The 25787-nt window shown below is 47.3% G+C and carries 22 protein-coding genes; 6 read left to right on the top strand and 16 right to left on the bottom strand.

Going from position 1 to position 25787, the window contains the following annotated elements; all coding sequences use genetic code 11:
• Positions 1-37: 37 nt before the first annotated feature.
• The 4 genes from cyoE to RA178_RS21325 form a co-directional block, all read right to left on the bottom strand.
• Positions 38-943: a heme o synthase gene (cyoE, locus tag RA178_RS21340; protein WP_173248226.1), complete on the bottom strand. Its 906-nt coding sequence runs from the start codon at positions 941-943 to the stop codon at positions 38-40.
• 14 nt (positions 944-957) lie between these two features.
• Complete coding sequence (locus RA178_RS21335; protein WP_306683798.1) at positions 958-1935, bottom strand: COX15/CtaA family protein; 978 nt, start codon at positions 1933-1935, stop codon at positions 958-960.
• On the bottom strand, positions 1935-2480 hold the full coding sequence (locus tag RA178_RS21330; protein WP_173248222.1) for a redox-active disulfide-containing membrane protein: 546 nt from the start codon (positions 2478-2480) through the stop codon (positions 1935-1937). Before RA178_RS21330 ends, RA178_RS21335 begins: the two co-directional genes overlap by 1 nt.
• Positions 2481-2570: 90 nt before the next feature.
• Positions 2571-3335, bottom strand: a complete 765-nt coding sequence (locus tag RA178_RS21325) for an SURF1 family protein (RefSeq protein WP_173248753.1) — start codon at positions 3333-3335, stop codon at positions 2571-2573.
• Here RA178_RS21325 and RA178_RS21320 point away from each other — a divergent pair.
• The gene (locus RA178_RS21320) at positions 3334-3552 is read left to right on the top strand and encodes a DUF2909 family protein (RefSeq protein WP_173248220.1); all 219 of its coding nucleotides are present in this window, start codon (positions 3334-3336) and stop codon (positions 3550-3552) included. The genes RA178_RS21325 and RA178_RS21320 overlap by 2 nt on opposite strands.
• A 4-nt stretch (positions 3553-3556) precedes the next feature.
• Here RA178_RS21320 and RA178_RS21315 read toward each other — a convergent pair whose 3' ends face one another.
• From RA178_RS21315 to lexA, 6 genes are all read right to left on the bottom strand, one after another.
• The gene (locus RA178_RS21315; protein ID WP_173248218.1) at positions 3557-4432 is read right to left on the bottom strand and encodes a cytochrome c oxidase subunit 3; all 876 of its coding nucleotides are present in this window, start codon (positions 4430-4432) and stop codon (positions 3557-3559) included.
• Positions 4429-5010 carry a cytochrome c oxidase assembly protein gene (locus RA178_RS21310; RefSeq protein WP_306683795.1) on the bottom strand — a complete coding sequence of 194 codons (582 nt, stop codon included), beginning with the start codon at positions 5008-5010 and terminating at the stop codon, positions 4429-4431. Before RA178_RS21310 ends, RA178_RS21315 begins: the two co-directional genes overlap by 4 nt.
• Position 5011: 1 nt before the next feature.
• Positions 5012-6604 (bottom strand): cytochrome c oxidase subunit I, encoded by a 1593-nt coding sequence (gene ctaD / locus RA178_RS21305; RefSeq protein WP_105250642.1) that lies wholly within the window; start codon positions 6602-6604, stop codon positions 5012-5014.
• A 9-nt stretch (positions 6605-6613) separates the two neighbouring features.
• Positions 6614-8146 (bottom strand): cytochrome c oxidase subunit II, encoded by a 1533-nt coding sequence (coxB, locus tag RA178_RS21300; protein WP_306683793.1) that lies wholly within the window; start codon positions 8144-8146, stop codon positions 6614-6616.
• 403 nt (positions 8147-8549) lie between these two features.
• Positions 8550-9062, bottom strand: coding sequence for a cell division inhibitor SulA (locus tag RA178_RS21295; RefSeq protein WP_131524817.1), 513 nt, complete (start codon positions 9060-9062; stop codon positions 8550-8552).
• Positions 9059-9679 carry a transcriptional repressor LexA gene (gene lexA / locus RA178_RS21290; RefSeq protein ID WP_105250639.1) on the bottom strand — a complete coding sequence of 207 codons (621 nt, stop codon included), beginning with the start codon at positions 9677-9679 and terminating at the stop codon, positions 9059-9061. Before lexA ends, RA178_RS21295 begins: the two co-directional genes overlap by 4 nt.
• A 160-nt stretch (positions 9680-9839) precedes the next feature.
• Between lexA and plsB the strand changes: the two genes are divergently transcribed.
• The 3 genes from plsB (at position 9840) to RA178_RS21275 (ending at position 14442) form a co-directional block, all read left to right on the top strand.
• Positions 9840-12263 carry a glycerol-3-phosphate 1-O-acyltransferase PlsB gene (gene plsB / locus RA178_RS21285; protein WP_105250638.1) on the top strand — a complete coding sequence of 808 codons (2424 nt, stop codon included), beginning with the start codon at positions 9840-9842 and terminating at the stop codon, positions 12261-12263.
• Entirely contained in the window at positions 12263-13519 is a 1257-nt protein-coding gene (mtr, locus tag RA178_RS21280; RefSeq protein ID WP_012588833.1) for a tryptophan permease, read from the top strand. The genes plsB and mtr overlap by 1 nt, the downstream gene beginning before the upstream one ends.
• 149 nt (positions 13520-13668) lie before the next feature.
• A complete protein-coding gene (locus RA178_RS21275) occupies positions 13669-14442 on the top strand; it encodes a VOC family protein (RefSeq protein WP_306683790.1) in 774 nt (257 codons plus the stop codon).
• Positions 14443-14521: 79 nt separating this feature from the next.
• Here RA178_RS21275 and RA178_RS21270 read toward each other — a convergent pair whose 3' ends face one another.
• Positions 14522-15688 (bottom strand): ribonuclease T2 family protein, encoded by a 1167-nt coding sequence (locus RA178_RS21270; RefSeq protein WP_306683788.1) that lies wholly within the window; start codon positions 15686-15688, stop codon positions 14522-14524.
• Between the two features lie 181 nt (positions 15689-15869).
• Here RA178_RS21270 and RA178_RS21265 point away from each other — a divergent pair, with 181 nt between their 5' ends.
• Positions 15870-17444 (top strand): CehA/McbA family metallohydrolase domain-containing protein, encoded by a 1575-nt coding sequence (locus RA178_RS21265; RefSeq protein WP_306683786.1) that lies wholly within the window; start codon positions 15870-15872, stop codon positions 17442-17444.
• 73 nt (positions 17445-17517) lie between these two features.
• Here RA178_RS21265 and RA178_RS21260 read toward each other — a convergent pair whose 3' ends face one another.
• The 4 genes from RA178_RS21260 to RA178_RS21245 all read right to left on the bottom strand — a co-directional run bounded on the left by RA178_RS21260 (position 17518) and on the right by RA178_RS21245 (position 23209).
• Complete coding sequence (locus RA178_RS21260; RefSeq protein ID WP_306683784.1) at positions 17518-20661, bottom strand: efflux RND transporter permease subunit; 3144 nt, start codon at positions 20659-20661, stop codon at positions 17518-17520.
• 9 nt (positions 20662-20670) lie between these two features.
• The gene (locus tag RA178_RS21255; protein WP_263208725.1) at positions 20671-22212 is read right to left on the bottom strand and encodes an efflux RND transporter periplasmic adaptor subunit; all 1542 of its coding nucleotides are present in this window, start codon (positions 22210-22212) and stop codon (positions 20671-20673) included.
• A gap of 21 nt (positions 22213-22233) precedes the next feature.
• Positions 22234-22494 carry a heavy metal-binding domain-containing protein gene (locus RA178_RS21250; protein ID WP_113940264.1) on the bottom strand — a complete coding sequence of 87 codons (261 nt, stop codon included), beginning with the start codon at positions 22492-22494 and terminating at the stop codon, positions 22234-22236.
• 277 nt (positions 22495-22771) lie between these two features.
• Positions 22772-23209, bottom strand: coding sequence for a hypothetical protein (locus tag RA178_RS21245; RefSeq protein WP_306683782.1), 438 nt, complete (start codon positions 23207-23209; stop codon positions 22772-22774).
• Between the two features lie 591 nt (positions 23210-23800).
• On the opposite strand from RA178_RS21245, the gene RA178_RS21240 reads away from it, so the two are divergent.
• A complete protein-coding gene (locus tag RA178_RS21240; RefSeq protein WP_105250630.1) occupies positions 23801-24364 on the top strand; it encodes a NapC/NirT family cytochrome c in 564 nt (187 codons plus the stop codon).
• Positions 24365-24430: 66 nt separating this feature from the next.
• On the opposite strand, the gene RA178_RS21235 is transcribed toward RA178_RS21240, so the two are convergent.
• Positions 24431-25753 (bottom strand): IS4-like element ISSba6 family transposase, encoded by a 1323-nt coding sequence (locus RA178_RS21235; protein ID WP_259216148.1) that lies wholly within the window; start codon positions 25751-25753, stop codon positions 24431-24433.
• Positions 25754-25787: the final 34 nt, after the last annotated feature.

Here is a 25787-nt window from a genome sequence, read left to right as displayed (position 1 = left end):
ATAAATACAGGTTAGCGCGACAAACTCGTTCCATACACTAGTTCCACAAATAGTGGTCTAGCAGTAATGCCATAAATAACAACATTAAATGGTAGATAGAGAAGCGGAACACTTGCATCGCCAAGCCATCATGATCCCGATATTTAAGTTGCCATGCTTTATAGATAAATCCCGTACTGAGTAAACTCGAGCTGACGAAATACACTGGCCCACACATACCAACCAGCACAGGTAACAGGCAAGCAATCGCCAGCAATACTGTGTAGAGCAAGATGCAGGTTTTCGTAAATTCGACACCGTGGGTGACTGGTAGCATGGGAATATCTACTTTGGCATATTCGGCGCGTCTGTGAATGGCCAGTGCCCAAAAATGTGGCGGCGTCCACGTAAAAATGATGATCACTAGCAATAACGCATGGCCGTGAAATTCGTTCGTCACTGCCGTCCATCCCAGCAGGGGTGGCATGGCTCCCGCAAGGCCGCCGATCACAATATTTTGTGATGTTGCGCGTTTCAAATAGGCAGTATAAACCAAGGCATAGCCAATCAGGCTGGCAAAGGTCAGCCAAGCTGTGAGTGGATTGACTAAGGAATATAAGACGATAAAGCCAAAACTACCTAAGCTAGCGGCGAAAATTAACGCGCGGGTGGCCGAAATGCGTCCCTTAGGCAATGGGCGATTGTAGGTGCGCGCCATTAAGCCATCAATACGGCGATCGATCAGATGATTGAGCGCCGCCGCTGAACCCGCCATCATAGCAATACCCAGCATACCGGCGATTAAAGGTTGAACGGGGACCGCATGGGGCACAGCAAGACACATGCCGACTAAGACAGTGAGCAGCATCAGTGCGACTACTTTAGGTTTGGTCATTTCAAAATAGGCGCGCCATGTTACGCTGAAAGTGGGCAGGCTACTGGTGATTGAGAGTGGTTTTGCCATCTTGGATCCCTCGCTTATGCTTTGCGCCATAAAAAATAGTTGATTGTGACTAAGGTCAGTAGCAGTAGTGCCGCACCACCGTTGTGAGACACGGCAATACCGAGTGGTAAATGCATCACTACGTTAGAAATACCTAAGCTCACTTGTAGTATGACTAGCCCCACTAATAAAAGGCTTAAAGCCTTAAGTCCCGTAGCGCCCACAAATAATCGGTAGGCGAGCACGAGTAACAAGCTGGCAGTGACGATAGCGCCAATTCTGTGGGCTACGTGGATAGTCATTCGTGCAGGGTAATCGAGCACCCCAAATTCGAAGCTAGGGTGTTGGCCTTGGAACGGTGAAAATGCCTCGGCTATTGCTAAGTTATCTACCCAATTTCCTTCACAGATAGGTAAAGAGGTGCAGGCGAGCGCCGCATAATTCGATGATGTCCAAGCGCCCAACATAATCTGACCCACAAGGACGAATAGGCTCACCAATGCTAACGGTGCGAGATGTCGAGTATGGGTTTCGCTATTAAATATACGCCGAGGTCGGGTTCGCAGGTAAAGGAGTAACAGCAGTGAGATTAGGCTAAAGCCACCAATAAGATGCGACATCACAATTATTGGCATGAGTTTCATAGTCACAGTCCACATGCCTAGCGCTCCTTGAAAGAGGATCAGCAGCACTATGATGATCGGCAACTTTTTGGGTGCTTCCGGTGTTTTTAAGCACAAAATTAAGATGAACAACACCAGTAAGCCAAGCCCGCCTGCGATATATCTGTGGATCATTTCCAGCCAAGCTTTCTCTGGATTGATATCGTGATCTGGGAATATAGTTTGCGCATGGGCGATTTCATGGTCTTGGGTGGGCACTTTAATATGGCCGTAGCAGCCTGGCCAATCGGGGCAGCCGAGCCCTGCATCCGATAGGCGAGTATAAGCGCCCATTAAAATCACCAATAGGGTAAAGACTAAGGTTAAGCGTAGGAGCCAAGTTAGTTGCATCAATCTACCCTCGACAGTTTTAACAACTTACGCAGATCCGCAATCAGCGCCTTGCCTTGAGCTAAATGTGCTTCTTTGCCCTGCACTTGAGGGTAGCGCAGGACTAAGCTGCCTAAGGGATCGACTATGATTAGCTGCTGTTCATCTAACCATTTGCTTAAGCCTGCATTGGCGGGACGAGTATTGAAGTTAAAGGTGCTTAAGGCGTTAATATCGCTGTCGGGATGAGTGAGGATGAGCGGTTCTACTCGCGCCTGATCTGGCCCTAGCGCTGTGTGGCTTTGGCGCAAAATATACAGGCGTTCACGGCAAGCATCGTTGCATTTGGCGGGCAATAAATACAGTAGCTGCCATTCTTTGGGATTAGAATTTTCAACCCCAAGGCTGGCATAGCTGGTTTCGGGACTGATCAGCTCGCCATGATTGGTGGCACCGCCATGGTATAAATTGAGGCTCAGCACTAGCTTAGCAATCATTACGGGTGCAATAAACGCCAGCAGTAATAGCCCTAATGCTTTGTGTTTAGATTTGTTCTGGGAGTTCATGCTTGCTCCTCTCATTCAAATTATCCCTAATTTATTGTTTTATATTTATTTAGTTTTATTGGTGTCTTGCTAAGTATGGTACGAATTTCCCTATTTGCTCCTTGAGTTTGCGACTGTTTGGGCGCTATGGCGTTTTACATATTTAATCCCTTGCCACAGCATTAGCCCTGCAAATACGGCTGCCATCGAAAACCACTGCAACGCATAGCCCCAATGTTTTTGTGCCGACAGTGGGAAAGGTTGCCAAGGATGGGGCAATGTGAGGGAAGGTAATTGCTCTGGTTGCAACACGACAGGTAACACTGGGTGCCCTAATACCTTAGCCATTTCGGGCATATTTAAATTTTGAAAGCGAATACTTGTCCCTGTTTCTGCCATTAAAGCTTGGCTCAAGGGATTGATTTGCTTTTGATAAAGCCTGCCTTCGATATTTAATGCCCCGCTTAGGGGAGTGATGTGGGGTAACTCATCCCGATGGGAGCCTGAGGCAACAAAGCCTAACTCGACCAGCAACCAAGGTTTTTCAACTTCTACTTGCAATGGTTGGAAGGCTAAATAGCCCACTTGACCTTGATAGATTTGATTATCCAGCAGCCAGATTTGTGAGCTTGCGGGAGTGGCGCGTACTTGCAGTCGATAACCAGTCACACCTTCTTTGCCGACCTTGAGTTGGAGCTGCTCAAAATTTAATGGCAGCAAAGCTTGCCTTGCTTCCATCTGGGCTAAAAGCGTCGTTTTATCTTCACCACGGGCTAACTGCCATAAACCCAACTTGACCAATATAGTTAATACAGCCACAGTCAATATCAGTAGAAAAACCGTTAATTTATTCAGCAGAACATGAGGATATTGTATGAATAGCCTGTTCATTTTTAAGTTGGTCTTAGTTCTGCTGTTGCTATTCATCATTTTTAATCTAGGTCGCGCCTTGTTTATTCTGGTGAAAGGTGATGAAAAAGTGCCTATGAGCCGTTATCTTGGGCGGCGAGTGATTTTCTCCGTGCTCGTTATCTTGTTATTGCTGGTGGCCTTAGGGACTGGGTTAATTAGCCCCAATCCCACGCCTTACTAAAGCACTAGAGAACGTAAACGAAAATAAACAAACACAGCCAGACCACATCCACAAAGTGCCAATACCAACTCCCCGCTTGGAACGCAAAATGTTTATCTGCGCTAAAGTGCCCCTTCAACACTCTGAAAAACAACACGAATAAAAAGAGCGTCCCCAGTGTGACATGCATGCCGTGAAAGCCAGTTAACAGGAAGAAGGTGTTGCCATAAATCCCCGAGGTTAAGGTGAGTCCCATCTCCTGATAGGCGTGGATATACTCTTCAGCCTGCAAGGCAAGGAACCCCATCCCTAAGAGTATGGTGATACCAAGCCAGAGAGTAATGGCAGAACGTTTACCTTTTTCTAGGCTGACATGGGCGAAATGTAAGGTAACTGAGGAGGTTAGCAGTACGATAGTGTTGATTAATGGCAGTCCAGTCCATGGCATAGCTTGGGTTTTAGTGCCATCTGGCGTAGTAATTAGCGGCCAAATAGCTTCAAACTGAGGCCAGAGCACTTCGTGGGTCATGGCATTATTCGATGCGCCACCGAGCCAAGGCACTGCGAACATGCGGGCATAAAATAGTGCCCCGAAAAAAGCCCCGAAAAACATGACTTCCGAAAAAATAAACCAGCTCATACCTTGGCGAAACGATCGATCCATTTGGCTAGAATAGAGCCCTGCCATCGACTCTTGGATCACGGTTCTAAACCAACCCACCAGCATGAATAGGATCACAGCGATCCCAACCAGCAGCACATAACCGCCACCGGATGCACCTGATTTCAACTGTTGCACGAAAAGGCCTGCACCAGAGGCGATTAAGAACAAGCCAATGGCACCTACAATAGGCCAGACACTTTGGGATGGAACGTAGTAAGTCTGATGTTTCGTTGTCATTTTGCAGCTCCTTGCTCTATGGCAGACGCTAACTGCTTGTCGGTAATGTCGTAGAGAGTGTAAGAGAGGGTCAGAGTGTGGATAGACTCAGGTAACTGAGGATCCACATAGAAAATGAGCGGCAGCTCAGCGCTAGTGTCCGCCGCTAATGGTTGTTGATTAAAGCAAAAGCATTCTGTTTTATTGAAATAAGCGGCACCTTGGCCGGGCGAAACTGAAGGTATCGCTTGGCCAATCGTTGCTTTAGCGGACATATTGCGCGCCAAAAATGCCGTATGAATTAGCTCGCCAGGGTGAACTTCGAGCCGTTTGGTTTGTGGCGCAAATGTCCATGGCATGCCTGTTTGTACCTGAGAAATAAATTCCACAGTCACTATTCGGCTTGTATCTACTGTGATTGCTTGATAACTACTCGCGGTATTGGAGGGTTTTCCATTGATACCGAGTTGCTCGCACAACACATCGTAGAGCGGCACCAGCGCGAATCCAAAGCCAAACATTCCAATACAGCCGATAACTAACATGATGATAAGTTTACGATTTGACTTAGGTTTATCTTGCTGGTGTTGGGTTGCCATTTCATTTCACCTCAGGTGGTGTCGTGAAGGAGTGGTAAGGTGCAGGGCTTGGCAATGTCCACTCTAAACCCTCGGAACCTTCCCAAGGTTTAGCGGGGGCTTTTTCGCCGCCACGGATGCACTTAATTACTAATACTAAGAAAATCAATTGCGATAAGCCGAAGGCGAACCCACCAATCGAGACGATTTGATTAACATCGGCAAATTGAATCGAGTAGTCAGGGATACGCCTTGGCATTCCTGCCAGCCCAAGGAAATGCATCGGGAAAAATAGCACATTGACTGAAATCACCGAGCACCAGAAATGCCATTGTCCCAGTCGTTCGTTGTACATGTGTCCCGTCCACTTAGGTAGCCAGTAATAGGCCGCTGCCATGATGGAGAAAATCGCACCAGTTACGAGTACATAATGGAAATGTGCCACAACAAAATAAGTATCGTGGTACTGGAAGTCGGCGGGTGTAATGGCGAGCATTAATCCCGAAAAACCGCCAATAGTGAAGAGTATGATAAAGGCTACAGCAAACAGCATGGGCGTTTCGAAACTGAGTGAGCCGCGCCACATAGTGGCAACCCAGTTAAACACTTTCACTCCAGTTGGCACTGCAATCAACATAGTGCAATACATGAAAAACAGCTCGGCAAACACTGGCATACCTGTGGTGAACATATGGTGCGCCCACACGAGGAACGACAGAATTGCAATACTAGCCGTAGCATAAACCATGGATGCATAGCCAAATAAGGGTTTACGACTGAAGGCTGGGACTATGGCAGAGATGATGCCAAAGGACGGCAAGATCATGATGTAAACTTCAGGGTGGCCGAAGAACCAGAAAATATGCTGGAACATCACAGGATCGCCGCCGCCAGCCGCATCGAAGAAACTCGTGCCGAAAAACTTATCGGTCAGCACCATAGTCACAGCGCCCGCGAGTACGGGCATAACCGCGATCAGTAGGAATGCCGTGATAAGCCAAGTCCACACAAACAATGGTAACTTCATCCATGTCATGCCTGGCGCGCGTAAATTCACTATGGTCACAATCACGTTGATTGCGCCCATGATCGAACTTATCCCCATGATGTGAATAGAAAATACAAAGAGCGCCGTGCTATCTGGACTATAAGTGGTAGACAGTGGCGCGTAGAAGGTCCAACCAAAGTTAGGTCCGCCACCTTCCATAAATAGCGAACTGAGAAGGATAGTAAAGGCGAAGGGGAGTATCCAAAAACTCCAGTTATTCATCCGTGGCAGCGCCATATCGGGCGCCCCTATCATCATAGGGATCAGCCAGTTAGCTAGCCCTGTAAAGGCCGGCATTACCGCGCCGAATACCATGATCAACCCATGAACAGTTGTCATTTGGTTGAAAAAGTTGGGTTCGACCAATTGTAATCCAGGTTGAAAGAGTTCAGCGCGGATCACCATGGCCATAGCGCCACCAGTTAAGAACATAATGAAGCTGAACCATAAATACAAAGTACCTATGTCTTTATGGTTGGTGGTTAGCAGCCAGCGCATGATGCCCTTTGGCGCACCATGATGATGGTCATCATGGGCTGCGGTTTGATCTTGAGTCGTTGTGCTCATCATTATCCCCTACTGTCCATGACTTGCGATATCAGCAGGTTGCACTGTATCGCCGGTATTGTTGCCCCAAGCATTGCGTTCATAGGTAATGACTGCTGCAAGTTGCTGTGGGCTAAGCTGTTTGCCAAATGCCTGCATAGCCGTGCCTGTTTTACCGAGCATCACAATATCGATGTGATTGGCGACTGGTCCAATGGCGATAGCACTACCCACTAGCGCGGGGAAGGCGGGTGGTATTCCTGCACCTGTCACTTGATGGCAGGCAGCACAGAAGGTCGCGTAGACAGTTTCACCTTCGGCCATGAGGGCGTCATGGCTGAGTGTGGGGAGGCTTGCGGGATCGACTGCAGCTGAGACGTCTGCAGGTGCGGGTGTCGGGGTTGTACTGCTTGGTACCGCGGCGGATGTTTGTGCAGAATTGCCGTTCATGTACTCGTTGACGTCTTTGGCTTGCACTGCATCGCCAGTATTATTGCCCCAAGCATTACGCTCGTAGGTAGTCACTGCCGCGATTTCTTGTGCGGTCAATTGCTTACTAAACGCTTGCATGGCAGTACCCGTTTTACCGTTGAGCACGATTTCAAGGTGGCCGCTGAGTGGTCCCGTTGCAATCGGGCTACCTTTAAGGTGCGGAAATACGCCTTGCAACCCTTCGCCATTGGGCTGGTGGCAGGCTGCGCAGTGCCCTAGGTAAACTTGTTCACCTTGAGTCATCAACTCTTCTTTACTTAGGGTTTGTGATAAAGCGGCTTGAGCGGCTTCAGCCGCAGCACCTGCGGCTTGTTTCTGCTCTGTGACCCAAGCCTCAAACTCGGCTTCGGGTAACGCTTGTACTACGATAGGCATAAAACCATGGTCTTTACCGCAGAGCTCGGCGCATTGACCACGGTAAATGCCGGGTTTGTCGATGCGAGTCCAGGCCTCATTGATAAATCCTGGATTGGCATCTTTCTTAATGGCAAAGGCGGGCACCCACCAAGAATGGATGACATCCTCTGAAGTCATCAGAAAGCGGATTTTGCGGTTTATCGGTAGAACGAGCGGTTTATCGACTTCCAATAGATAGTTTTCACCCTTGGTTTCGGTGCCTTCGATTTGTGCTCTGGGTGTTGTCAGTATGCTATAAAAATCAATATCTTGATCGAAATAGCTGTAATGCCATTTCCATTGGGAACCCGTGACTTTTACGGTGAGATCGGCGTTGCTGGGATCTTCCATTGCGATTAAAGTTTTTGTCGCTGGAATCGCCATTAAGATCAAAATGATAAATGGCAGAATCGTCCAAGCGATTTCAACTTTAGTGCTTTCGTGAAAGTGGGACGCGACAGCGCCTTTGGATTTTCTGTGGTTGATCATGGCGTAAATCATGACGCCAAAGACCACTAGGCCTATTGCGCAGCAGATATACAAGATGGTCATGTGCAAGTGATAAACCTTGCCACTGATCTCGGTCACGCCAGGGGTCATGTTGAACCGCATGTCCGCGGCGGTCAACGGTGGTGCGAAAAGCACCACGAGTAAACAATACAACAATTGCTTCACAAGACTTCTCCTCTGCCAATTGCGAATAGCAACTACAAAGAAGAGCAACACAGTAAGTCTCAACTCTATGCAAACTCTTCAGTTCCCAAAAAAGCTTTTTTGACTTCAACGTGCGTTGGCGGCTGTTACTTTTAATCAAGTATTGTTACTGCTGGTAATTAGCCACGCTGGCACATACTGCTGAAATAAATCTGTTCTCTATTTTTAGTGGCGCTTCGAGTTCGATAAATACTCGATTCATTGACCACGGTGGGTGATATATCATCACCAACTTAACCAACCATACTTGCTGTTTAAATATTGATCAAGATCACTTATTTATCTAATTATCTGAAAAATTGCCAAAAAAAAGCCTCACATTCATAGGTGAGGCGGCTTTCAAGGTAAAAAATTAAATGAATATTTAGTGTACAGCGCTAAAAAAAGATTGCTGACCGAAGAGATTGCCTTGCTCAATACGTACGTCTGCATGTAAGTGACTGTTTACGTCTTCAAGCACTATGCCCATAGCTCTGGCACTTTTAGCCACGATTTGTAGGCGTCGATTATCCCGCGCATCCAATGATTGAGTCCAAGTAATGACTGCACTGGACGTACCACTTGTCAGGGCTTTTTCCATCGCCCACAGGGTTTCGACTTCATCTTTAGCATGTACCAGCAAAACTCTATCCATACGCACACCTGCGCTGGCGAGCATTTGCTTGTAGCCAATACTTGGAGGGTTGATGAGCACTAACCAACGGCCCTGTTGGCTTAACTGAGCGAGTTGTGCACTCAGATGAATTAATTCTTGGCGACCTTGAGTCTTGGTTGGCATACAGGCGATAGGCGCATGGTGCCAGTCATAGTCGGCATCACGGACTTCATCGAGCCACAAGCCCGGATGGCGGGGGGCATTGCCAAGTAGTTTATTCATAGCCAATCTCCATTACGGATCACACCGACGGCGAGTCCTTCAATTGTTAAACTTTGGAAGCCTAAATCCACTTTAATCGGGGAGTAATCTTCATTTTCGGCATGTAGATAGACCACATTACCTTTTTTTTCGAAACGTTTAACAGTGACATCGTCATCGACTCTAGCGACAACCACTTGACCATTTCTAGCTTGTTCTACTTTATGAACTGCCAGCAAATCACCTTCGAGAATGCCGATATTTTTCATGCTGTCGCCTTTTACTCGCAGTAAAAAATCGGCGGCGGGATGGAACATGCTTGGGTCGACTTGGTAGTACTGTTCAACATGTTCTTGGGCGAGGATAGGTTCACCCGCGGCCACTTGGCCGATGAGCGGTAAACCTGTTTCAGTCAAATCTTCGATTTCCGCAGGTAGACGAATGCCCCGAGATGTGCCTGGCATGATCTCAATGCAGCCCTTTTTCGCCAACGCTTTAAGGTGTTCTTCAGCCGCATTGGCGCTCTTAAAACCTAAACGGGTTGCGATTTCTGCCCGAGTGGGTGGCATGCCAGTATCGGCAATATTTCGTTTAATTAGCTCTAAAATTTCAGCTTGGCGTGGCGTCAAAGGTCTCATGGTGTTTCCTGTTTTTCTATACAGTTACTGTTAGTATATACAGTATTATTTGCAGCGCAAGTATTAACCACTTTTTAGCTATGTTGGAGAGAATTAGCGAATATTACCTATAGTCTGGTATTCTATCGGGCTAGTAAACGCACTTAATTGCATAAGAATAATGCCTAAACACGACTCTCTTTGGTTGAAATCATTACGTTGGATCCAAAAACACTTAGTGCACACTATTGTGGTACCTCAGGATCCCTTTGCCGATCTGAATCTGGATGCTTCCAGACCCCTTGTTTATGTGATGAAAACAGAATCTCTCAGTGACATAGCTGCTTTGAGCGAAATAACGGCTAAGTTAGGTTTACCAAGCCCTTATGAGCCTCTAGTGGCTAATGGTGTGACTGCGCCTCGGGTTGTCTGTCTTCAAGGACGTAAGCCACTGTTTGGCGAACGTGCTGGTAATGAGCCTTTCCTCGAATGCTTTATGCGTTTGTTAGCCGTGCATAAGGAACGTCCTGAATTGGATATTCAACTGGTGCCCGTGAGCTTGTATTGGGGTCGCACGCCAGGGAAAGAAGACGACACTATGAAGGCGGCCGTATTTGAGCGGGAAAACCCGACTTGGCTACGCAAGTGCTTGATGATTCTGTTCTTAGGTCGACATAACTTCGTGCAGTTTTCGAATGCCGTATCCCTGCGTTACATGGCTGACGAACATGGCACCGACATGGGGATTGCCCATAAGTTAGCACGGGTTGCGCGCGTGCATTTCCGTCGTCAACGTAAGGTAATGACAGGGCCTGTGCTGCCAAACCGCCAAGCACTGTTTCATTCGTTACTCAAATCTGAGTCGCTGCGCAAAGCGATTCAAGAAGAGGCCGCTAGTAAAAAGATTTCTGAGACCCAAGCGCGCGAGACGGCTATTGAGTATCTCGATGAAATCGCTGCCGATTACTCAGACAGTTTAGTGCGTATTGCCGAGCGTTTTTTAACTTGGCTGTGGAACAAGCTTTACAGCGGGATCAACATTAAAGGCGCCGAGCAAGTTCGGCAGTTACACCACGATGGCCACGAGATTGTTTATGTGCCTTGCCATCGCAGCCACATGGATTACCTGCTGTTATCGTATATTTTGTATTATCAAGGCATGGTTCCGCCGCACATTGCTGCCGGCATTAACCTCAATTTCTGGCCCGCGGGACCTATGTTCCGTCGCGGTGGTGCCTTCTTTATCCGCCGTAGTTTTAATGGCAACAAGCTATACACCGCAGTATTTCGTGAGTATTTAGACCAGCTGTTTGCTAAAGGTTATTCGGTGGAATACTTCTCCGAAGGCGGCCGTTCACGTACTGGCCGTCTGTTGGCGCCGAAAACTGGCATGATCGCCATGACGATGAACAGCGTACTGCGCGGTATTGAACGTCCTGTCACACTTGTGCCTGTGTATTTAGGCTATGACCATGTGATGGAAGTGGCGACTTACCATAAAGAGTTAAGCGGTAAGAAAAAGAAAAAAGAATCTGTGTGGCAGGTGTTCGGTGCCATTCGCAAATTAGGTAATTTTGGCCAAGGTTACGTGAATTTTGGCGAGCCTATTACCCTGCAAAATTTCTTAAATGAGCGTGCGCCAAACTGGCGTGCTGAGTTGGCCGATGATCCCGAGCAGAAACCAAGTTGGTTAACGCCAGCGGTAAACGTGCTGGCTAATCGGGTGATGACGCGTATCAATGATGCCGCAGCCGCGAGTTCTGTGACTTTGACTAGCTTAGTCTTACTGGCGACAGATCAAAACGCCTTAGAACGTAGTCTGCTGGAGCGTCAGCTTGATTTGTATCTGACCCTACTCAAAAAAGTGCCTTACACTTCTTATACATCTGTTGCCGAAGGTGATGGTAAGCATTTAGTGCAGCAAGGTTTAGAGCTGAACAAGTTTGTTGTTAGTGCCGATCCTTTAGGGGAAATAGTGTCTATCGAAGCGAGTCAGGCTGTGTCTATGACTTACTATCGTAACAATATCATTCACTTATTTATTGTTCCTTCATTAATTGCGAGTTGTTTAACCCATAATGAACAGATCCTGCGCCAGCAAGTGGTTTCAATCGTTGCCGATTTTTATCCACTGCTGAAAGCCGAACTCTTCATGGGAATTAAAGACTTACCAGCCTATGTTGAGCAAGTGCTGGATTTCCTGATTGGGCAAGGTTTAGTGGTTGAGACAGATACTTTAGCTGTCGTGCCTGAGCACTCAAGCCAATTATTGTTGTTAGCCAGTTCAGTGAGTGAAACTCTGCAACGCTACGCTATTATTTTCAATCTGTTAGCGAACAGACCTAAGATGGAGCGCTCAGAACTTGAGTCTGAGAGCCATTTACTTGCCCAGCGTTTAGGGGCTTTACATGGCATTACCGCGCCTGAGTTCTACGATAAAAAACTCTACGGTACTTTGAGCGTGAAGCTCAAAGAATTGGGATATCTGGCGGATAGTGAAGATAAGTCCAATATCAATCGCATACGAGATCAGGCCAATAGCTTATTACGTCCGTCAGTGAGACAAACGATAGTGGCGAGTGTCACCGCGGAGCACACAGTTTAATGGCAAATCATATGAATGCGGCTAAGCATAAGCCCGCAGGTAAGTCCTTGCTTGGTGGTGCCATGATTATTGCTGGCACGACCGTAGGTGCTGGGATGTTTTCTCTGCCCGTGGTCGGTGCAGGTATGTGGTTTGGCTATTCGATTTTAATGTTATTGGGTATTTGGTTTTGCATGTTGATGTCGGGCTTATTGTTGCTCGAAACCAATTTACATTTCGAACCAGGTGCTAGCTTCGATACCTTAAGCAAGCAAACTCTTGGGCAGTTTTGGCGGATAGTGAACGGCGTTTCTATCGCTTTTGTGTTGTATATTTTGACCTATGCCTATATCAGCGGCGGTGGTTCGATTGTGAATCACAGCTTGCAGGGCATGGGAATTGAGTTACCGCAAAGTGTGGCAGGGCTGGTGTTTGCCATAGTATTGGCGAGCATAGTGTTGATCAGTACTAAAGCCGTGGATCGGATTACCACGATTATGCTCGGCGGTATGATCATTACCTTCTTCCTCGCGATCGGCAATTTATTGATCGAAATTGATGTGACTAAGTTGCTCGAACCCGATGGTAATAATAGCTTTTCACCTTATCTGTGGGCGGCGCTACCCTTTGGTCTTGCCAGCTTTGGTTACCATGGTAACGTTCCCAGCTTAGTGAAGTATTACGGCAAAGATTCCACCACCATTATCAAGGCGATTTTCGTCGGTACCTTTATCGCGCTGGTGATTTATGCTTGTTGGTTAGTGGCGACTATGGGCAATATTCCCCGCAGCCAGTTTATCGACATTATTGCCCAAGGCGGCAATATGGGGGTCTTGGTGGGCGCTTTGTCTGAGGTGATGGCGAGTAGCTGGTTGAACAGTATGTTAACGCTGTTTGCTAACTTGGCCGTGGCTTCATCTTTCTTAGGGGTGACCTTAGGTTTGTTTGATTATCTCGCCGACTTGTTTGGTTTTGACGATTCGCGCTCGGGCCGGATGAAAACCGCGTTAGTGACCTTTGTGCCGCCGACGATTTTAGGATTACTGTTCCCCGACGGCTTTTTAGTGGCGATTGGCTTTGCGGCATTAGCGGCAACAGTGTGGGCGGTAATCGTCCCCGCACTGATGGCCTATAAATCGCGGCAGCTATTCCCCGAGAGCACAGGTTTTAGAGTGATAGGCGGTACGCCGCTGATTATTCTTGTGGTGTTATTTGGCATAGTCACGGGTGCTTGTCATTTGCTCGCGATGGCAAATTTACTGCCGCAATATTCCTAATTTGTTTCGATGATTTAAGCCCTCTGCGTGAGGGCTTTTTTGTATTTAGCGATTGAGTTTTAATCCTGCAGATCTTTTTTATCTGGACACTGGACAGAAGCCCGAACTCAGGCTTAACTCGAATGATTGTAAAAACGAAGGAGCCAATGATGAAAATTACTCAGTACGCACAAGGACATGCATGTTGGGTTGAACTCGCAAGCCACGATTGGCAAGCTGCTAAAACATTCTACCAAACGTTATTTGGTTGGGATTCAGTAGACATGCCAATCCCAGAAGGTCATTTTTCGCTATTCAATTTAGCGGGGGATGATTTAGGTGCCATGTACCAAATTCCCGAGTCAGAGTCGCAGATCCCTAGCCATTGGCGTGTCTACTTTGCCGTTGATAATATGGATGCCAGCATTGCAGCGATTCAAGCGGCGGGTGGCCAAGTGCACATGGGGCCGCATATTGTGGGAGATGCTGGGGTGATGGCGCAGGTGAGCGATCCGCAAGGCGCACGTTTTGCGCTGTGGCAAGCGAAGAATCATATCGGTGCTCGCCGTCAGGGTGAACTCAATACCCTTTGCTGGGTTGAGCTGGCATGTAAAGAACCACGTGCTGAAGAAGCCTTTTACTGCAAAATATTCCCTTGGACTAACTCGCCCAGCGACATGCCGGACATCGAATACTCTGAGTGGCAAGTTGATGGTCAATCCATCGGCGGCATGATGACCATCATGCCCGAATGGGGCGACATCTCTCCCCATTGGTTGCTTTATTTTGCAGTAGCCGATTGCGATGCATTTGCAGAAAAAGCCCAAGCGTTAGGCGCGCAAGTGTGTATTCCGCCCAGTGATATCCCCGATGTGGGCAGATTCTCTGTAATAGCCGACGCCCAAGGCGCCACCTTTGCGGTGATCAAGCTTAATCAGATGTAAGGCCATATTTAGGACGAGTCACATTTAAGATTAAAAACGGCGACACTTAGTCGCCATTTTTATTCGTATAACCATTTGTTTAATTAGCATTATCAATCATGATTGTCTCAGGGCAGGAGCCTCTGCCTGCCTTGTTAGCTTTGGCGAGTAGGCTAGGCAAGGAGTCTGAGGCTTTAATGACCTCGGGCAAGTTAATGCGGATTTCACTCAGTAATCCCTTGCCACATTCTAGGCTCATTTTAGCGTGAGCACCTTGTCCGAAACTGCTATCAAAACTTTGGTTTAACTCACTTTTACTGACACTCTTACCTATGTTGTCATGAATAAATTTTTGTACCCATGCCGAGGCATTGACCGCTTGGGTCAGCTGGGTTGCCAATAAAAAGTACTCGTTAGGGTCTTGGCTACGGCAAGTGCCGTGTTTCCACCATTCGTGGCGCTCTAAACAGGTGCCATATTGGGCGCTCGGCATGACTTCTTCTAAATTTTTGCGCACCGATGGATTCAGTTCAAGCTCAGGATAAGTACAGAAATCATTCGGCTGCAGTTTGACTGTGCTGCAATAGCCATAACGTGTGCCGCATTGTTGTTTATTCGGCCACAGTCCGTGCAGGCTGAAGTGTTGCCATTGGCTCGATTCTGGCGTTTGGCTGAGGGCGCGGCATTCGGCTTTACGGCGGCCATAGAGTTCACAAAAGGTGCTTTGCCAGCTTAATGCGAGCACGTTAGCATCGAATTCGCCACCTATTTGACATTGATTCCCTTGGCGTTTCTCTGGGGTACCATGCTCTTTAAGGCTATCTCGGCTTTTTGCTTTGATGTCCGATGCCGTGGTGGTTTGCGCTGGTTCCGCCGCCGTTGCAGGTGTTGATAAATTACTGTCAGCAACATTAGATAGATATTGACCACAATCGCCGCTGATCCAACGCATGGGAGACTTCACCGCATTGGTGCGCACTCTTAGCCAATCAGGTTTAGCGCTATTGCCGAGGATTTCAAGTACAGGGTAGCGCTCACCAATATTGCTCTGCCATTGGTCTGGATTCGTCTGCTTATTTTTCGATTGAAATAGCTCACAGCGTTTGTCGGCAACGAATTCACCAGTTGCAGATGCGGCAAAGGTGGGTGCTGTAATGATGAGCGCAGAGCATAAACCGAATGCGGCAAGTAACGCACGTGATGGGGTTTTAAGGGAAAGTGCTTGCGGCCATATCCGGCTGATGGTTAAACAAAATGACTTGGTCATGTGATGGGATCCTTCCTACGGCAGTGAATTGAGTCAATTTTGTGTGGCACTGAGTCAATGGTACACATAAGCGCTATAAACTTAGAGGCTTATTTTATGGATAGCGAATACTCATGTAATTATGATGTCATGCATTCGACTTATATTCAGGTTTCTACTTGTGAATATAAAGAGGTTATTCGTGCGTAAGGTAATCAATCTAAATGCTGTTTTGTTATCGTCTCTTGTGGTGCTATCGGGTTGTAATTCTGACTCTGACGATACTAATCCTATACCGATTGAACCAACTGGGCGTTGGTTAAAAGGTGACTTACATGTACACACCGCGGTTTCGCAGGATGCTCGCGAAACCCAGTCTGATATTCTGAAGTGGGCCTTTGATGACTTCGGTTTAGACTATGTTTCCTTATCGAATCATATGCGTAATAACAGTCAAGATAATGATGATAACGACGTAGGTGGTTTGCTTTATTACGACGCATTAACTCAGTATGAAATGCCTGGTCTAAAAAAGGCCATGCCTAACTATGAGGGCAAAATTGCCTATTCGAGTTTCGAGTGGGATATGCCAACCCATGAGCACTTTAATATCGGTATTTTAGGTGATGAAGCTAAAGTCTTGTCGGCGATTAAAACCTTCGAGTACAGATTTAGTAGTAAAAATGATATTGCAGACTTTGATCCCCAAGATATCGCCGCTTGGACTGCAGCGGGTTATACCCGTCAAAACCAGACTCATGAAGATGCCGTTGCGGCGTTGAAATGGCTAGAGACTCATTATCCCGATAGCAGCTATGGGATGTTAAATCATCCTCGTCGCTATTTAACCAGCTATACCATTAAAGATGTAAGGGAACTGAATGATGCTGCACCCAATGTCTTCTTTTTAGTTGAAGGTCTGGTTGGCGGACAATTTAGCGGTAATCGCGGCGATTATGCTGAGCGCAGTAGCGGTGTATATGGTGGAGTCGACCCTGTGGTAGCGCAGGTCGGCGGTTGGTGGGATGCGCTGTTAGGCGAAGGTCGCCAGATCTGGAATATGGGTAACTCAGATATCCATTTCAAAACGCGCCCACCTTATGCAAGTAGTTATTATCCCGGTGAATATGCGAAAAGCTACACTTGGGTCGATGGTCAAGATACCACGGCGCTTTTGAAGGGGTTACGCTCAGGTAATAGCTTTTCTGTGTTTGGCGATTTGATTGATGCCTTGGATTTTAAGCTTGAAAGTAGCAATAAGAATAGTGTCACTATGGGGCAAACCTTGGTAGCGAAAGCGGGCGACAAGTTAACGCTCACTATTCGCTTTAAAAGTCCGGCCTTGAATAATAAAGAGTCGGATATAGGTAATGAAGTTTATGCCGGCATTAACCCTGGTGTACACCACATCGATTTGATCGCAGGTAATGTGGGTCCGCGTGCTGAAGCGGGTACAACGGCATTTGAAAAGGAAACAAACGATTCAACCTTAGTTGTTAAAACTTTTACCAGTGCTGACTGGCATAAAGATGCCGATGGCTACTACAGCATGAGTTACAGTTTTATTGCGGATCAGCATCAATACTTCCGTTTGCGTGGGACTAATTTAGATTACAACCAAGCTAACCTGACGGAAAAAGGTAATCCTTTAAAATCAGCTGTGATTAATCAAGCCGAAGATGAATCGGTTCAGGCTTGGTATAACAAGATTAATGATCGTAACTATAACGACCTGTGGTTCTATTCTAACCCTTTGTTTGTTAACACGAATAAATAACTCTCTTTAAAGACCGTTGAATAAAAAATCCCCCAGACTATTTCGGTTTGGGGGATTTTTTATGTATGTGTTATTACTGAACTGCGTCTTTCTTTAATTTACGCGAGTAAATCAGTAAATAAAGCGCGGGTAGTACAAACAGTGACAGTAATGGGGCCGTAACCATGCCGCCGACCATAGGTGCGGCAATTTTCTGCATCACATCGTTACCCGATCCTGCACCCCACATAATGGGGAGTAGGCCGAAGAAGATGGTCGCTACTGTCATGGCTTTGGGGCGGATCCGCATAACGGCACCTTCCATTAACGCTTCTTTTAAGTCGCTGACGCTGTGGTAATTATCTTTCTCTTGTCTGTGCTTGATGGCGTTATTGAGATACACCAGCATTACTACCCCAAACTCGGCTGCGACACCTGCTAAGGCAATCATACCGACGGCGACTGCCACTGAGATGTTGTAATCCAGTAGGTATAACAGCCAAGTGCTGCCGACCAACGCGAAGGGGAGGCTGAGCATGATAATACTGGCCTGAATGGTGGAGCCAAAGGTCATCATCAACAGGATGAAGATGACGGCTAATGCCATAGGGATCACTTGCTTAAGTTTTGCATCTACCCGCTGCATATATTCGTACTGCCCTGCAAAAGTGTAGCTGTAGCGCGGGGGCACCTTGAGTTCGTCATTTAAAGCTTGCTTGGCGGTCGTAATATATTCGCCGATAGACGTGCCTTCAATATCGATAAACACCCAAGAGATTAAGCGACCGTTTTCACTGGTGAGCATAGGTGCGCCATCGGTGATTTCTATATCCGCTAAATTTCGCAGTGGTAGATAATTTCCCGATTTAGTGATCACAGGGAGTTCGCGCAGCTTTTCGATATTATCGCGTAGCTCACGGGGATAACGTAAGTTGATGGGATAGCGCTCGGCCCCTTGTACCGACTCGCCAATATCCATACCGCCAATGGCGTAACGCACGACATCTTGAATATCCTGCAACGTCATACCGTAACGTGCGGCGACATCTAGTTTGGGAGTGATATCTATATAACGCCCGCCACCACTGCGTTCAGCATAGGCTGATTTTGTGTGTGGCACTTTGCTGAGAATGGCTTCTATCTTAGCTCCTATGCTTTGCAGCTCGTTGACATCGGCACCAGTGATCTTAATGCCGACGGGGGTTTTTATCCCCGTCGAGAGCATGTCAATACGGGTTTTGATGGGTTGTACCCAAGCATTGGTGAGTCCTGGTACTTTGACGGTTTGCTGTAGTTGGGCAATGATGCCATCTAAGGTCATGCCTTCACGCCATTCCTCATGGGGTTTGAGCATGATAGTGGTTTCAAGCATTGTCAGCGGCGCGGGATCGGTCGCGGTTTCGGCGCGGCCTACCTTACCAAACACGCGAGCCACTTCGGGCACGGTTTTAATCAAGCGGTCGGTTTGCTGCAAGACTTCGGCGGCTTTACTTGCACTGATACCGGGCAATGCCGTTGGCATGTAGAGCAAATCGCCTTCTTCAAGGGCGGGCATAAACTCACTACCCATGCGGGTCATGGGATACCAAGCACTGGCCAGCGCGACTAACGCTAACATCAGGGTGACTTTAGGAAATTTAAGCACCAGTTTGAGCGAAGGTTGGTAAAGCGCGATCAAGAAGCGACTGAGGGGATTGCTGCGTTCGCTGGGAATTTTGCCGCGAATAAAGTAACCCATCAAAATCGGCACTAAGGTGATCGATAAAAAGGCCGCCGCTGCCATGGCGAAAGTTTTAGTGTAGGCCAGTGGCGCGAATAATCGACCTTCCTGCGCTTCGAGTGCGAACACAGGCACAAAGCTTAAGGTGATAATAATCAATGAGAAAAATAACGCAGGGCCGACTTCAATCGACGCTTCGGTGACGATGCGCCAATGCTCCTTAGTATCGGGTTCGCGATCATGTTCGGCTTTGAAATGTTCTAAATGTTTGTGCAGGTTTTCGATCATCACAATCGCGCCATCCACCACGGCGCCGATAGCAATGGCGATGCCGCCAAGGCTCATGATATTGGCGTTCACACCCATCTTATTCATCACGATAAAAGCGATAAGGATGGATAGCGGCAGGGTTATCACGGCCACGAGTGTGGAGCGCGCATGCAGCAAAAACAGTAAGCAGACTAAGCCAACCACCAACATTTCTTCGACGACCTTGCTAAACAAGTTGTCGACGGACTTAAGAATCAAGTGGGATCTGTCATAGGTTGGGATAATCTCAACCCCATCGGGCAGGCCCGCTTTGAGTTCTTCGAGTTTAGCTTTCACCGCATCTATCGTCGCTAAGGCGTTTTCGCCGTAACGCATCACCACAATTCCGCCAACGACTTCACCTTCACCGTCGAGTTCGGCTATGCCGCGGCGTGAGGCTGGGCCTTTGCGCACAGTGGCGACATCTTTGAGTAATAAACCTGTACCAGAAGGGCTGGTGATACCAAGGGGAATTTCACGAAAATCCTCTAGCGTCTGGCGATAGCCTTTGGCGCGCACCATGTATTCGGCTTCGGCCATTTCGATCACTGAGCCGCCAGCTTCGCTATTAGCTTTATCGATCGCTTGTTTAATGCTGGCGATATCGAGTTTATAGATCGCCATTTTATCGGGCTCAAGCACTATCTGATAGGTTTGCTCCATGCCGCCGACGGTGGCAACTTCAGACACGCCTGCCACGCTTTGCAGCTCTAGCTTGAGATACCAATCCTGCAGACTTTTGAGTTGCGATAAATCTAAATTGCCAGAACGATCGACCAGCGCATATTCATACACCCAACCGACACCGGATGCATCGGGACCGAGTGAAGGTTGTACGCCCTGGGGCAAACGGCTGCTAATTTGACTCAGGTACTCGAGTACCCGTGAGCGCGCCCAGTAGATATCTGTGCCATCTTCAAAAATCACATACACATAGGAGTCGCCGAACATGGAATAACCACGTACGGTTTTGGCGCCAGGTACGGCTAACATGGCGGTCGACAAGGGGTAAGTCACTTGTTCTTCAACCAATTTAGGCGCTTGGCCCGGGTAAGGGGTTTTAATGATCACTTGTACGTCGGATAAATCCGGCAGCGCATCAAGCGGCGTTTTGCGCAGCTCCTGCACGCCCCAAACTGTGATCATGATGGCGATAATCAACACCATCAATCGCTGCCTGATTGACGCCTCGATAATATATTTCAACATAACGCGCTCCTAGTGCTGATGACCGCTGCTTAAACGCATTAAGCTGCCCTTGAGACTGGCTTCGGAGTCGAGTAAGAATTGCCCCGAAATCACCACACGTTCACCTTCATTCAGGCCTGAAATAATCTCGGCTTTACCTTGGCTCATCATGCCGACTGTGACGGCCTTGGCGGTAAAGCTGTCATCGGTTTGTTTGACGATCACGCGGTTTTCTTTACCCGTCTGAATTAAAGCTTCCTGCGGGATCACGAGCACATCTTTATTCGGGCCACCGAATAGCGAGACTTTCGCGAGGGTTTTAGGTCTTAAATCTACGTCGGCATTGTTGAGAACCACTCGTACTCGCAGGCTGCGAGTGACTGGGTCAAGCTCAGGGTAGATATAATCGATCGTGCCTTCGATGCCACTGATATTCATGGCGGGAACGGCAATTTCGGCCTTTTGACCTTTAGCAATCCAGCTTTGCTCATTCTCGAATACATCGGCAATCACCCATACCTTAGAGAGATCCACTAGGGACATGACTTCGGTCGAAGGCTGAATGTACATGCCATCACGAACGTCGAGGGCTTTAACTATGCCATCCTCTTTGGCGTAGAAAGGTACGCGATACTGGGTTTGATGTGACTCTGCTAATTGTTTGATTTGCCTGTCGTTAAAACCAAGGAAAGATAAGCGTAAACCCGCATTGCGCACCAAATCTTTGTAGCGGCCTTGGCCGTTTGCTTTGGCGGTGTCCATGGCGAGCAGGTAGTCATCTTGGGCGTTAATTAAATCGGGGGAATAGATCTCGTAGATAAGCTGGTCTTTCTTAACGGTATCGCCCACGGATTTGATCATCAGTTTTTCAATCCAGCCAGTGACGCGGGCATGGATATGGGTGATCTGGCTTTCGTCGTAATCGATTTGACCGACGGTTTCGACAAATTTCCACAGTGTGTCGCGTTCAACCTTGGCGACTTTGAGTGCCAGTGCTTGCTGCATACTGCCGGAAACATTGATATTGATTTCTTGGGTATTGCCGCCCGTTTCGACTTTTTCTAAGTTCATGCCGCAGATAGGGCAAGTGCCGGGTACGTCACTGATAATGTGGGCATGCATAGGGCAAACGTACTTGATTGTTGTCACGTGGTTTTGAGCTTTGACTAAACTGTCGGCCTTAGGTGTTGGGGTGTCGAATACCTGACTCGAAGCTTTCGCTGCCAAGGTTTGCCCATGCTCAGAGGTTTGGTGATCTGCGGCTTGATGCTGCGCATGCTCGGCCGCAGCGTTTGCGGTATCTTGTTTCTCAACTAAAAACATATTGCACTTAGGGCAGCGACCAGGCTCATGGCTGAGCACTTCGGGATGCATAGGGCAAGTGTAGGTTTTTACTTGATTTAACGAATTATTTTTAGGCGCTGTTGCAGAATTTACTGCAGCTTCGGTCGCCACGGGCTCTTGTGTGCTCGCCAGTTGGGCATGGCTCAACCAAGGCGTGCCTAAGAGTAAGCTACTCAAGATCAGTACGGCTTTAGGGGTCTGCTTTTTTACGGTTTTAAATGAATTCATATGCCTCATCTCCAGCCTCGCTTAGTGGTGTTTGTGGGCGTTTTTTGCCGCACCTTCAGCTGGTTTTGCTTCTACCGCCTTTGGCTCTAAGTTCATACCACATTGAGGACAAGTATCCTCTTTGCTGCCAGTCACTTCAGGGTGCATAGGGCAAACATGGGTATGGGCTTGTTCCTGTGGATTGGCATTGTCGTGTTGATGTGCGTGCGGCGCTGCCGTCGCAAACACGCTTGTGCTGGTCAGCAAGAATGCGATTAAGGCGAGATTAGTTAGTGTTTTCATATTATTCACTCCATCGGATTAACGGCCGAATACGAGCGCATAAACGTCAGTGAGCACAGTGGATCAAAGCGGTTCGCTTCGATAGACGTATTGATGCCACAATTTGGCATTCGGCTCAGTAATCAACGTTCTGCTAGACTCGGGTGCACGATTTAATGATAAGGCACCACAATAAACGGCTAAATAGGGCGTTAGCTTAGGGCTAACAGCATTGTCGTTTTAGCTTGGTCGTTTGGCTTTTTTAAGGGTTTATTTGCCCAATAAGCACAAAGTAGAGCTAGGTTATCGGTGGTTTAAAGGCCGAAGACAAAGAGATAGAGTGGAAATGAGGCATAGGAGTGGCCATTGCAGTATCGCTCATGCTCACACTTGGCCAGAGGTGTGGGCTGAATAGAGTGCCAGCGACTGAAATCGTCAAACAATGACCACAATCATTTGAACATGATGTGGTGCCATCACAGCAATGCTGTTTCGCGCCGGGAAGCATTTTATCGTTGCAGCAATCCGCGTTGGCCATTGAATGTGAGTCAGAACTGTTCTCTGTGTCCATCTGCATCATTGTAGCGTGGTGCATTTGGGAGGAAACCTCATGATTCATCGCACTCATATCCATAGTGTGTGGCACCATGGCGTGACCATTAGACACGACACTTTGCCCGACGAGTGCGAGTAGAGTGAATATGACTAAAAAATAACGACCGAGTGTGTGATGCATAAGTCTTCCAAATGATGAACGGCTCGATTCTAGCATAGCGATGTTTAGCTGTAATGATTTAACTCACACTTCAGTTAACGCCTCAATTCAAATATCTAATTAATCTAAATTAGCAAATAGAATTTCTGACTCGAAGTTTTGTCTTCAACGGGCTTATCATGAATATGACTGTGTATTTTAAGAGACTCAAATTGATCGTAGAAAGTTTCATTTCGAACAGTATTATTCGGCTTACCTGCGTTTTACCATTTATTTCTGCTTCACTCTTAAGGTGCAATAAGCATTGGCGTGATCACATTTCTGTTTTCTAGAAAATGATTTTCTAGTTCTGAATTATCAAGGGAAAACCTAACTATAAAAAATCGGTAACTTGCGATTATCGGGTGATTGCATTAGCTTTAGTTAAAGTGCATCACAGTTCAGCTAGCGGTTTTTACCAAATGACGTCTAAATAGTTAGAGCTAAGTCTCATTTTGCGCTTTTAAGGTTAATTTAATCAGCAAATTTCGGCTTAAAATCAAATTTCTAATAAATGAAAGAGCATAAACTAGTCTTATAAAAACTAATTTTGACAATTTTGGAGATAGAGTGATGAACTGGCGTGCACTATTTAAACCTAGCGCGAAATATTCAATCCTGGCGCTACTGGTCGTCGGTATTGTAGTGGGTGTTGTGGGATACTTTACCACTCAACAAACATTACACGCGACCAGTACAGATGAATTCTGTATGTCTTGCCATAGCAATCATTCGCTGAAGGATGAAGTGTTGGCTTCTGCCCATGGCGGCGGCAAAGCGGGGATTACGGTTCAGTGTCAAGACTGTCACTTACCCCATGGTCCAGTCGATTATTTGATCAAAAAAATCATCGTATCTAAAGATTTATATGGTTTCATGACAATTGATGGTTTTAACACTCAAGCTTGGTTAGATGAAAATCGTAAAGAACAAGCGGATAAAGCGCTGAACTATTTCCGTGCGAACGATTCTGCTAACTGTCAGCATTGCCACACTCGTATTTACGAGAATCAGCCAGAAACTATGAGTAAAATGGCTGTAAGAATGCACTCAAATAACTTCAAGAAAGAACCTGACGCGAGAAAGACCTGTGTTGACTGCCATAAAGGCGTAGCACACCCATATCCAAAAGGATAAGGTTTAGCGATTAAGTTTCTTAATTGATAGCCATTAAAAAGCCCTCAATAGAGTAATGCCGTTCACTTAAGAGTGAACGGCATTTTTCTTTGGTCTAACCGGGAACTTGTTTTTGCTCATTTTAAGAACTCGTGGATATGCCCTTTCCCGTTTACCATCCAGCTTAAATTGCCGTGCATTTCGTTCTATATCCAATACGTCTCTCGGGACATTCCCCGGTGTTTGTGATGACAGTTGTGTCAACTTGAAGATGATATAACTCGCCGCATCTCGAAAACTCAGTTGATTGGGGTGGACCGATGGCAAGCTTTTAGCCATCAGCAACATCTTATATCTAATGAGATTATAGGCCAGTAGCACGCCCCATAACTCTTGAGTCACCAGCTCCGGTAGTTGACTACGGAGCGTAAAACGGCTCTCCAGTAGATGTTGCTTCATCTCTCTGTAGCCCAGTTCTATTTCCCATCGATGGGCATATAAGTCGACGATGTCTTCGCTGGGGTAACGCATCGGGTCTGTCAACGAGGTCAAAATGGCGACTGGCTTACCTTTCACTGTCTTAGTCAATAAACGCGCTTCAAGAGTTTCAGGCAGCTGCGGCCATTTCTTTCTGGCCTGAGGTGTAGTGGTGAGTTTCACCCACTGATCATGCTTTCCTAGCGTTCGCACCACCTCATATTGAGTGCCTTTCTTCAATGGCAACAACCAGTGGCTATCAGGTTGCGCTTGCTGCCAAGCGTGTAACAGGCCGAGCGAGTAAAATCCTCGGTCAAATAGGGTTAGGCTGTAATTGGGAATGCTAGGAATGAGCTGGGATGCTAAGTTCATTTCATTTTCGGCAACCGAATCAAAGGCGCTGTTGACCAACAAATGGCTGCTTAATTCCATCAAGCAAACCATGCGAATTTGCGGATAAGCAGCTTCGCCTGAAGCGTTTGCGGTACGCGCAAAGGCGGCTTGATTTTGGACACTATCGGGTGTCCGCCACACTACACCGTCAACACCATACAAGTTAAGGCCGCACCAATGAGGATGTTCAGCTCTCGCGTGCCAGGTATTGGCGCTGCGACTAAATACTTCTCTAATAACCTCACTGCCCAATCGTTTACGCGCCTGAGTCACGGCGCTGCGTGCAACATAATCAATCTCTTGCGGCAAAACAATGTCGAGTTTGTTGATGAGTGACCGAACAGATTCCCCTCGGAACAAAGCCATTCCGATAACGGCCCAAATCATCGCGTCCATCGGCAATTTACGCCGTCTTAACGTCGCAACGCCCTGAGAGTCTAGGCAAGATTGAATTAACTCAGGTTCTAACACATCTGCTAAGCAGGTGAATTCGGTTAGGCGGGTAATATGAGTACGGGCGAGTGCTTCTGAGAGTTGCATAAAAAAATCCGATGACATGAGGTCATCGGATTTT

It is taken from the genome of Shewanella oncorhynchi (assembly GCF_030848765.1).
GTDB classification, from domain to species: Bacteria; Pseudomonadota; Gammaproteobacteria; order Enterobacterales; family Shewanellaceae; genus Shewanella; species Shewanella oncorhynchi.
This window is presented reverse-complemented; position numbering and strand designations above follow the sequence as displayed.